The sequence below is a fragment of the Leifsonia sp. TF02-11 genome, from assembly GCF_017565305.1.
In the GTDB taxonomy this organism is placed as follows: Bacteria; Actinomycetota; Actinomycetes; order Actinomycetales; family Microbacteriaceae; genus Leifsonia.
In genome coordinates, this window is the sequence record NZ_JAGEKP010000027.1 from 34,496 (window position 1) to 43,746 (window position 9,251).

A 9,251-nucleotide genomic window follows, 5' to 3' on the forward strand; every position below is an offset into this window, starting at 1 on the left:
AACGTGCGCGCGATCATGCTCGCCCGCACGCTGATCGACGAGGGGCGCCCGGCAACCGCTGAAGAGAAGCAGACGCTGGCCCGGTTCTCGTCGTGGGGAGCCATCCCGGAGGTGTTCGACGAGTCCAAGACCGCGTGGTCGACCGAGCGCGCCTTGCTGCGCGACCTTCTGTCCCAGGAGCAGTGGGACCAGGCGCGCCGCACGACAATCAACGCGCACTACACCGATCCCGCCTACGTGCGGCAGATGTGGTCGACCCTGCAGAGGCTGGGGTTCGACGGCGGTACCGTGCTCGAGCCGGGCGCCGGCGCGGGAACCTTCATCGGCATGGCGCCGGAGTCGGCGAGCATGGTCGGCGTCGAACTCGACGAGACCACGGCGGCGATTGCGGCGGCCGTCTACCCGCACGCGCAGATCCGCGCCGAGTCCTTCGCCGACACGAAGTACCCGGCCGGACACTTCGATGCGGCGATCGGGAACGTCCCGTTCGGCAACGTCACTCTGCACGACCCGGTGCACAACGCCGGCCGGCACTCGCTGCACGACCACTTCATCATCAAGTCGCTCGCGCTTACCCGACCCGGCGGCATGGTCGCCGTCCTGACCAGCCGGTACACGCTCGACACCCAGAACCCCGCTGCCCGCCGGGAGATGAACAGGATGGCCGACCTGGTCGGCGCGGTCCGGCTCCCCTCTGGCGCACACCGCCGTGCTGCGGGCACCGAGGTCGTCACCGACCTACTGGTCTTCCGCCGCAGAGAGCCTGGCCGCCCCGCTGCATCCGACGTCTGGGAGACGGTTCACGCCCACCAGGTCGACGGTGAGATCGTCAAGACCAACGCGTACTTCGACACCCGCCCCGAGAACGTCCTCGGAACCTACACCATCGGGCCGAGCCAGTTCGGGCCCACGCTCTACGTCACCGGCGACCTGACCTCAGTGGAGAGCGGCCTGCGTGGAGCGCTCGACGGGATCGTCGCGGATGCGCGCGAGCGCGGCCAGCTGTTCACCGCGCGCTCCGAAGAGTCCCAGCTGCAGCAGAACGAGCACCGCCCCGAGCTTGCAGAGGTGTTCGACGGGACCCTCCTGGCCGAAAGCGACGGCAGCTTCGCGCAGGTGCAGGGCGGCCGCGCCGAGCCGGTGAAGGTTCCGAAGTCGGCCGCGACCGAGTTGCGCGCCCTGCTCAGCCTGCGTGACCAGGCCCGCATCCTGCTGGAGATGGAAGCAGCGTCCGCCGACGACACCGCCGAGCTCGAGCACGCACGCGAGAGGTTGCGCGCCGACTACGAGCGCTACTCCACCAAGTACGGTCCACTGAACCGCTACACGATGCGCGAGACCGGCCGCGTCGACGAGGAAACCGGCACCGCACGCATGGCTCGGATCACCCCGACCGCGACACGGATCCTCCGCCAGGACCCGTTCGGCTCGCTGGTGATGGCGCTCGAAGTGTTCGATGACGAGAAGCAGGACGCCGTCCCCGCCTCGCTGCTCTCGCGCCGCGTCGTGGTACCGCGGCCGGAGGTCCAGGGGGCCGAGACTCCGTCCGAGGCGATCGCGCTCTCCATGGACCGCACTGGAGGAATCGACCTCCCGTTGATCGCCCATCTGCTCGGCACCGACGAGGGCGAGGCGCGCGCCGCACTCGGCACTCTCGTCTACGACGACCCCGCGCTCGACCGCCTGGTCCCCGCCGCCGAGTATCTCTCCGGAGACATCCGGGTCAAGCTCGACGCTGCCCGCGCCGCGGCCGAGGCCGACCCAGACCGCTTTGCACCCAACGTGCCCGCCCTCGAGAGGGTGGTGCCAGAGCCCCTGACCATGGAGGAGATCGCCGTCCGGATGGGCGCGGTGTGGATCGACCCGGGTACCCACCAGCAGTTCCTGCGCGAGATCCTGCGCGACCAAGGACTCACTGTCGAGAACCCGATGCCCGGCAAGTGGGTGGTCAAGTCCCAGACGCGGCGCTCGATCCTCGCCACCGACGAATGGGGCACCAGCCGCCGGCCCGCGCAAGACGTCGCCGAAGCGGTCATGGAACAGCGCGCGCTCACCGTCTACGACGAGCTCGACGACGGCAAGCGCATCCTCAACCCGACCGAGACCCAGGCAGCGACCGAGAAGGCCGAGAAGCTGCAGGCGCGATTCGCGGAGTGGGTGTGGGAAGACGCCGAGCGCGCCCACCGCCTCACCGAGGAGTACAACCGCCGGTTCAACTCCATCGTGCTTCGCGACTACACCGACGCCGGCGACTACCTCACCTTCCCCGGCATGGCCGCCAACTTCACGCCGCGGCCGCACCAGCGCGCCGCCGTCGCCCGCATGATCTCCGAACCGGCAGTGCTGCTCGCCCACGAAGTCGGCGCGGGCAAGACCGCTGAGATGGCGATGGGCGCCACCGAAATGCGCCGGATGGGTCTGATCAACAAGCCCATCGTCGTGGTCCCGAATCACATGCTGGAGCAGTTCGCCCGCGAGTGGCTCCAGATCTACCCGCAGGCGAAGATCCTCGCGGCATCCACCGACGACCTCGCCGGCGACAAGCGCCGCCTGTTCGTGGCCCGCGCGGCCGCGAACGACTGGGACGCCATCATCGCAACCCGGACGGCGTTCGAACGCATCCCGGTCTCCCCCGCATTCGAGGCCGAATACATCCGCGAACGCGTGCACGAGCTGGAGGCAAACATCGAGGCCGCGCGCTCTGCCGGATCGTCGACCGTGAAGATGATCGAGAAGGCTAAGGTCCGCTTCGAGGAGAAGCTCAAGGCCAAGCTCGACAAGCCCGTCGACCCCGGCATCACTTTCGAATCCTCCGGCATCGACTACGTCATCGTCGACGAGGCCCACGACTACAAGAACCTCACCACCGAATCCAACATCGACGCCGCCGCCATCCTCCCCGGATCCGGCCGCGCGACGGACCTCCACCTCAAGATGGAGTACCTGCGCTCCCGGCACGGCCTCCGCGCCGGAACCCTGGCCACCGCGACCCCCCTGGCGAACTCCATCACCGAGGCGCACGTCATGCAGCGGTACCTGCGCCCAGACCTGCTGCAGGCTGCGGGCGTGCTCACGTTCGACACCTGGGCGGCAACATTCGGCGAACTCGTTACAGAAATGGAGATGGGCCCGGCCGGTGGCTTCCGGCTGAAGACCCGCTTCTCGAAGTTCCAGAACGTCCCGGAGATGCTGCGCATGTGGCACGTCTTCGCCGACGTGAAGACCGCCGAAGACCTCGGGCTTCCGGTCCCCCTGCTGCGCGCGCGACCGGACGGCGAGCGTGCACCGCACGTTCACGTCATCCCGCCCACACCCGCGCTGGAGTCCTACCTCGAGCACATCTGCCAGCGCGCCGAGATGGTCGCCGCGAAGGCGGTCCCGCCCGAGGAAGACAACATGCTCAAGATCGCCGGGGACGGCCGCAAGGCGGCACTGGACATGCGGATGGTCGGCGCCGAGCACGCGCAGCCCGGCAGCAAGCTCGAAGTCGTCGCCGCGACCATCCTGAACGAGTGGCAGGCGGGCAAGGACCTCACCTACCTCGACACGATCACCGGCGAGGTCTCCGAGAACCCCGGCGGCCTGCAGATCGTCTTCAACGACCTCGGCACCCCCGCCAAGGACCGGTGGGACGCCTACAACGAGCTCAAGCGGCTCCTGGTGGCCGGCGGGATGCACCCCGACCGGATCCGGTTCATTCATTCGGCACGCAACGACGCCGAGAAGGGTCGCCTGTTCGCCGCCGCGCGCTCCGGGAACGTCGACGTCCTGCTCGGCTCGACCGGCAAGATGGGCACCGGTGTGAACGTGCAGGCCCGAGCAATCGCCATGCACAACATCGACGTGCCGTGGCGGCCGGCGGACATCCAGCAGCGCAACGGTCGCGGAATTCGGCAGGGAAACCAGAACGCCGAGATCGCCGTGCACAACTACGTTGTGGAGCGCTCCTTCGACGCGTACATGTGGCAGACCGTCGAGCGGAAGGCGAAGTTCATCGCCCAGGTGATGCGCGGCAAGCTCGACGTGCGGGAGATGGAAGACATCGGCGACTTCGCCCTCTCGGCCGCCGAGGCGAAGGCTCTCTCCAGCGGCAACCCGCTGCTACTCGAGCAGGCGCAAGCCGCCGACCAGGCAGCGAAGCTGGAACGCCTCGAACGCGCGCATGCCCGCTCCCAGCGCAACCTCCACGAGATGCACGCCGTCGCCACCCAGCGCGCGCAGCTCGCCCAAGACCGCATCGAGATCCTGGAGCAGATGATCCCCTCAGCCGTCCCGACTGACGGCGACCGGTTCCGTGCCGTCATCGACGGGCGCGCGTACGACAAGCGTGCGGACGCGGCCGCGGCGATCGCCGTCTGGGCGCGAAGCAAGTACCTCGGCTCCCTCCCCGTGTACGCCGAACGTGACCTCGGCGAGCTGGGCCAGCTCGGCGGTTTCACGATCGACATGCGAACCCGACCGATGCTCGGCTCGATCCAGATCGTTGCGGAGCTTCGTGGTGTCCCGAATGCCACCGTCTCGGTAGGTCGCGAAGAGATGGCATCGCCCGGCATCGGCTATGTCACGCGCCTGGAGAACCTCACCGCGTCCCTGCCGAGGCTCCTCACGGATCAGCGCGGGGTTCTCCGTGAGGCCGAGGCCACGCTGCAGGACGCGCAGGCGCGCATCGGCCGGCCATTCCCTCGGGCCGCCGAACTCGCCGAGGCGCAGCAACGCCTCACCTCGATCACCGCGGAACTCAACGCGCTGGCCGCAGAGGCGTCCAAGGCCGCTCCGGCGGCAGCGCCGACAGCCGAGGCGGCCGCGGCAGGCACCGGACCCGCCCGGGTCGACGTCGAGGGCATCGCCGCCCGGATAGATGCCCTCACGACGCCAACGAGCCCGCGTCCCGCTTGGGAGACCAACACGGTTGCTCCACCCACACGGCAGATCCGCTGACCGAGGACTCGAGGCGGGAGGGGCTGCGCATCCAGGTAGGTATGCACGCCCCTCCTGCACCCTGGCCCGTGCAAGGAGACGCGAAAGTTACCTCTGCGCGATAGGAGCGGGGTCCGTCTGAGCGACGTCGTCGGAGGTGGGCGCGACGCTGCTCGGTGCCGACGCCGGGCTTCCGACTCCGGGTGGGTGCGCAGCGAGGGACGATCCTCCGAGCAGGGCGCCCAGCAGCGCGGCCGTGACTGTCATCGCGCGCAGTTGCAGTGCAGTTCGCGCGTGGATGCGTGCCCGCTCCGTGTCGCCGGCCTGCCGGATCCTCTCCAGGAGGACCTCATGGCGGAAGCGCTCCGCCGAGCGGGCGGTCTTGGCCGCCTCCCGGATGGTCGATGCTTTCTGTGTCATGACCAGGATGTGCGCGGCACGCATCTCGATCCTCGTCCCCGGCGTGTCGCAGCCGTTGCGGAGACGACGTCCCCGTAGTCGCGGTGCGAGTTGCCGTCCGGGTTGCCGCTCTTTTCGTACCGCAAGCGGCACGAAAAGAGCGCCCTCAGCTGCGCTCTACCGCAAGGCGCGCAGAGGGACGGGAATCGACCTTTGTCAGTCCGTGGGCGCCGCTATCGAACGTGACCGGGATGCCGTTGCCGTCGGGCGGTGGGCACGAGCGGTCAGGAGTCGCCAGCTGTAGCGGAGGTGAGATCCAGGGGAAGGTCGATGACCTCGCCGCCGACGGTCACTGAGATGGTGGCGCTTTCGGCCCCGACGGCGACTAGGTAGCTGCGCAAGCTGGTCAGCGTCATGCGGTCCGCTTCACGCTCGAACTTGCTCACCGTCTTGAACGACTTCTCCAGCCGCTCCCCCACCTGCCCTTGCGTCAGGCCCGCGGCTTTCCGCACCAGGTCTAGCTCGAATCCGGCCATCAGGTCCTCCACTCTCCTGCCCCCATTCTCCCGGACTCGTTCCGAGCAAAAATCACTCTACCAAAAAGGCGATTCGCCTTGAAAGTAGACTCTGCTTTAAAGTAGAATAGAGGGGTGGGCAAGCGACGAGGAGGAAACCAATGAGCGACTACGCGACCACCTACAGACTGACCCCTTACGACACCGGCGACCGCCTGGAGCCGCACGACTGGGTGAAGGGCGAGGTGGCTTCCCCGTCCGGACTTCCGCGGCAGGCCATGCCGGATGACTTCGGTCGTGTCGACTTCTGCGACGACGAGGACGCCACCCTCCTCACCCTCTTCGCGGAGCCCGACGGGAAGGGCGGCGTCCGCCTGGTCGTCTCAGGGAATGTGCCGATCACCATCGAGCGCGCCGACGACTCCGAGCGCATCCAGCTCGCCGACTAACAGCTTCGGGGTGCCGCCAGTGGGCGGCACCCCCTCACCCCACTCCGAAAGGACACCCCATGCGGTTCTTCCCTCACAGCAAGGCCCTCGTCCTGCTGACCGTGCTCGGCCTGATCGCCATCTTCGCCAGCTCGCCGACAGTCATCCCCTCGTGGGTCGGCGTCATCGCGGCCATCGTGACCCTGACTTCTTTCGTGACGCTGATCGTCGGCATCATCGCCGGGATCTTCGCCACCTTCCAGCGGACCACCCACCAGGAGGCACAGCGATGAGCCAGCTCACCTTCGACCTGGATGCCATGATCCACGAGATGGACGTGGCGGCCGCGCCCGCGTGGGCCGGTGCGCCGCTGCACTTCACCACCGCCTACTGGAACCCGGCCGAGCTCGACGCCGCTTGGAGCCGCTACCTCTTCGAGAACGGACACTTTAACTGCCTCCAGGCCAGCCACATGTGGCACCGGCCCTACATCACCGAGAAGCCGCTCACGGTGGGCGCACACACACTGGACCGTTTCGAGGCCGACCTGCGGCACTTACCACCTCTGCCCCGGGTCCCGCTATGACAGCCCGACGCCGTGCAGCTGCGTCGGAACCCTCCTGCACCAGGTCATCTGCACCGCCTGCGGCTGGCACCACATCACCCCATCCGAGAACGACGCTCTCGCCGCCTGGCACGACCACGCCATGCCCGGCTGGCGCGAGATCCCCGTCGCCCCCGCAGGCTGGCGCGACGAGGTCTCCGGCAAGCACAGCAAGAGCGGCCGCGCATTCCTCGACGCCTACCCCACCGAATGGACCTTCCCGGGAGCGCCGATCCTCACCAGCCGCGGCGGAATCGGAACCCGTGCCGTGCCCGGACGCAGCCCCTTCGGCGGCTACGACTTCGCAGCGGAGGTCCTCCGATGATCTCCACCCTCACCGCCGGGGCGATCACGCCGCCCTATCCCACCATTCCGATCGCGGTCGGCGAGACCGCCCGCCTCGAGCCCGGATCGCTCAACGTGGAGTGTCGCTGCGGTAACAGCGAACGCTTTCACGCCGCCGACCGCAGCGGGCGGCTCGTCAGCGAGAAGCCCGGCCCGGCCCCAGACGGGCTCGCGGAGATGCCGGAGACCTGCCTCGCCGTGTGCGCCGACTGCGGTCGCGTCTACGACGACGCCCTCACCGACCTCACCTTGGCCGGCCTCGCCGCTGTCGGCTCCCCGGTCCTGGCTCGGATCAACACCGCCAGCACCGAATGGCGACGAGCCCTCGCCCTCGCCATCCAAGCCGCGCACGCCGGGGACACCTCCCGCTGCCCCCGGTGTGGCAGCGCCGAGAGCTTCCCGGTGCTCATCTCCCTGCGCGATGAGCCCACCTTCGTCACGCGGTGCGCCTTCTGTGGCAGCACCCGACCCTTTGCCAGCCAGCCACCCCAGGAGGCCCTCATGCCCGCAACCAGCCTTCGCTTCAACGTGCCCGTCACCTACGGCGACGGCCGCGTCTACATCGCGCACACCGTCAGCGACATCCGCTGGAACGGGTACCTCTGCCCAGCATTCACTCGCGACGTCGCCGATCAGATCGCCGCCGACCTCGCCCAGGATGAAGCCGACGCCCCGGACGAGTTCCGCATCCTCGTGCGCTGGAACGGCGAGCTGCAGGCCTACCTCCTGCAAAGTGCCGAATACGAATCAGCGGGCGATCCGCCTGAGATCGTTCGCGGGCGTGACTCCGAAGGCACCACCGTCTATGGCATCGGCAGCGGCAGCTGGACCTGGAGCGCCGTCGAACTGGGCCCCGCCCCAGCCGCAAGCTGACCGGCCAGCGGTCAAAAAACATCTACTAAAACGTAGAATCCCCTTGAAAGTAGACTCTACTTTAAAGTAGAGTAGAGAGGTAGGCGAGAGACCCACAACGAAAGGCACCGACCGTGACCACCATCCGAATCACCACCACGGCGGGGGTGCGGGCACCGCGCCCCCGCCGCATCCCGCGGGCCAAGCAGGCGCGGATGTTCACCGCGGCGTACAGCGTCCTCCTCGGCTTCATCGCCGCCCTGGTGATCGTCGCAGCCGCGGACATCGTCCCCGCCTTCTTCGCTGGCCACATCGGGGCGCGACCCGTCGCCAGCAGCAGCCTCTGGGCCGCACTGATCATCTTCCTCTTGGTCATCCCGGCCGTCGCGGCCCTGCAGCTCCACATCGAGCGCACGGGAGGTAAGCGCTGATGCTTCCCACTCTCGAATCCGACGTGACGATGACCGACCTCTTCGCCGGGGCCGGGGGATCCTCGACCGGCGCCGGACAGGTGCCCGGGGTCAAGGTCAAGGTCGCCGCGAACCACTGGGACGTCGCGATCGACATCCACGCGGCGAACCACCAGAGCACCGATCACGCCATCGTCGACCTACACCAGGAACGGCCGTCGTTTTTCCCCTCGACCACGATCCTCTGGGCCTCCCCCGAGTGCACGAAGTGGTCGCAGGCCAACGGATCGAAGCTGCCGGACATCGAAGAAGGCCTGTTCGAAGACCCGCTCTCCGACGAGGCGAAGACCCGCTCGCGCCTGCTCATGTTCGACGTGCTGCGCTTCATCGAGCACCACCGCTACCGGCTCGTCGTCGTCGAGAACGTCGTCGACATCGCCATCAACGCGAAGTACCGCACCGCCTGGACCGTGTGGCGGCAGGAGCTGCGGGCACTCGGTTACAAGTTCCGCGTCGTCTCCCTCAACGCGATGCACGCGCAGAAGTTCGGCGCTCCCGCGCCCCAATCCCGCGACCGCATCTACGTCGTCGTGGCTTTGTCAAGTTGAGTTGGCCCACCGATGTCGTCGTGATTCGGCCCACACGGTACGGCTGATAGTCGTTGCCGGTGCGGACTGCGCTGGACCTTTTGTCCGAGGGAGAGCCACGGGCATGAAAAGGCTAGAGGAGCTGGGTCTCATCGCTCGGCGGAGTCGAGCGGACTGAGAACGTTTGGAGCGGG

9 protein-coding genes and 1 pseudogene are annotated in these 9,251 nt (G+C 67.9%); 8 read left to right on the forward strand and 2 right to left on the reverse strand.

All coding sequences use genetic code 11. The features are described from left to right. The first annotated feature begins 3 nt into the window (after positions 1-3). Positions 4-4,938, forward strand: a complete 4,935-nt coding sequence (locus JNB50_RS25900; protein WP_208042447.1) for a DEAD/DEAH box helicase family protein — start codon at positions 4-6, stop codon at positions 4,936-4,938. An 87-nt stretch (positions 4,939-5,025) separates the two neighbouring features. On the opposite strand, the gene JNB50_RS23155 is transcribed toward JNB50_RS25900, so the two are convergent. Next, complete coding sequence (locus tag JNB50_RS23155) at positions 5,026-5,337, reverse strand: hypothetical protein (RefSeq protein ID WP_208042448.1); 312 nt, start codon at positions 5,335-5,337, stop codon at positions 5,026-5,028. A gap of 263 nt (positions 5,338-5,600) precedes the next feature. After that, on the reverse strand, positions 5,601-5,852 hold the full coding sequence (locus JNB50_RS23160; protein WP_208042449.1) for a helix-turn-helix transcriptional regulator: 252 nt from the start codon (positions 5,850-5,852) through the stop codon (positions 5,601-5,603). Positions 5,853-5,992: 140 nt separating this feature from the next. Between JNB50_RS23160 and JNB50_RS23165 the strand changes: the two genes are divergently transcribed. From JNB50_RS23165 to JNB50_RS23195, 7 genes and pseudogenes are all read left to right on the forward strand, one after another. Further along, entirely contained in the window at positions 5,993-6,280 is a 288-nt protein-coding gene (locus JNB50_RS23165) for a hypothetical protein (RefSeq protein WP_208042450.1), read from the forward strand. Positions 6,281-6,339: 59 nt separating this feature from the next. Continuing rightward, positions 6,340-6,552, forward strand: coding sequence for a hypothetical protein (locus tag JNB50_RS23170; protein ID WP_208042451.1), 213 nt, complete (start codon positions 6,340-6,342; stop codon positions 6,550-6,552). After that, on the forward strand, positions 6,549-6,845 hold the full coding sequence (locus tag JNB50_RS25670; protein WP_208042452.1) for a DUF6349 family protein: 297 nt from the start codon (positions 6,549-6,551) through the stop codon (positions 6,843-6,845). The genes JNB50_RS23170 and JNB50_RS25670 overlap by 4 nt, the downstream gene beginning before the upstream one ends. Positions 6,846-6,864: 19 nt before the next feature. Continuing rightward, positions 6,865-7,188, forward strand: a pseudogene (locus JNB50_RS25675) (DUF6349 family protein); the annotation flags it as partial. Beyond that, positions 7,185-8,081, forward strand: a complete 897-nt coding sequence (locus tag JNB50_RS23185) for a hypothetical protein (protein WP_208042454.1) — start codon at positions 7,185-7,187, stop codon at positions 8,079-8,081. The pseudogene JNB50_RS25675 and the gene JNB50_RS23185, both read left to right, overlap by 4 nt. Positions 8,082-8,194: 113 nt before the next feature. Further along, positions 8,195-8,491 (forward strand): hypothetical protein, encoded by a 297-nt coding sequence (locus JNB50_RS23190; protein WP_208042455.1) that lies wholly within the window; start codon positions 8,195-8,197, stop codon positions 8,489-8,491. Further along, positions 8,491-9,078 (forward strand): DNA cytosine methyltransferase, encoded by a 588-nt coding sequence (locus tag JNB50_RS23195; protein WP_208042456.1) that lies wholly within the window; start codon positions 8,491-8,493, stop codon positions 9,076-9,078. Before JNB50_RS23190 ends, JNB50_RS23195 begins: the two co-directional genes overlap by 1 nt. Positions 9,079-9,251 lie beyond the last annotated feature (173 nt).

Coding starts and splice junctions, on each gene's coding strand:
- JNB50_RS23155 (WP_208042448.1), bottom strand. CDS start 5,337: ATGACACAGAAAGCATCGACCATCCGGGAGGCGGCCAAGACCGCCCGC.
- JNB50_RS23160 (WP_208042449.1), bottom strand. CDS start 5,852: ATGGCCGGATTCGAGCTAGACCTGGTGCGGAAAGCCGCGGGCCTGACG.
- JNB50_RS23165 (WP_208042450.1), top strand. CDS start 5,993: ATGAGCGACTACGCGACCACCTACAGACTGACCCCTTACGACACCGGC.
- JNB50_RS23170 (WP_208042451.1), top strand. CDS start 6,340: ATGCGGTTCTTCCCTCACAGCAAGGCCCTCGTCCTGCTGACCGTGCTC.
- JNB50_RS25670 (WP_208042452.1), top strand. CDS start 6,549: ATGAGCCAGCTCACCTTCGACCTGGATGCCATGATCCACGAGATGGAC.
- JNB50_RS23185 (WP_208042454.1), top strand. CDS start 7,185: ATGATCTCCACCCTCACCGCCGGGGCGATCACGCCGCCCTATCCCACC.
- JNB50_RS23195 (WP_208042456.1), top strand. CDS start 8,491: ATGCTTCCCACTCTCGAATCCGACGTGACGATGACCGACCTCTTCGCC.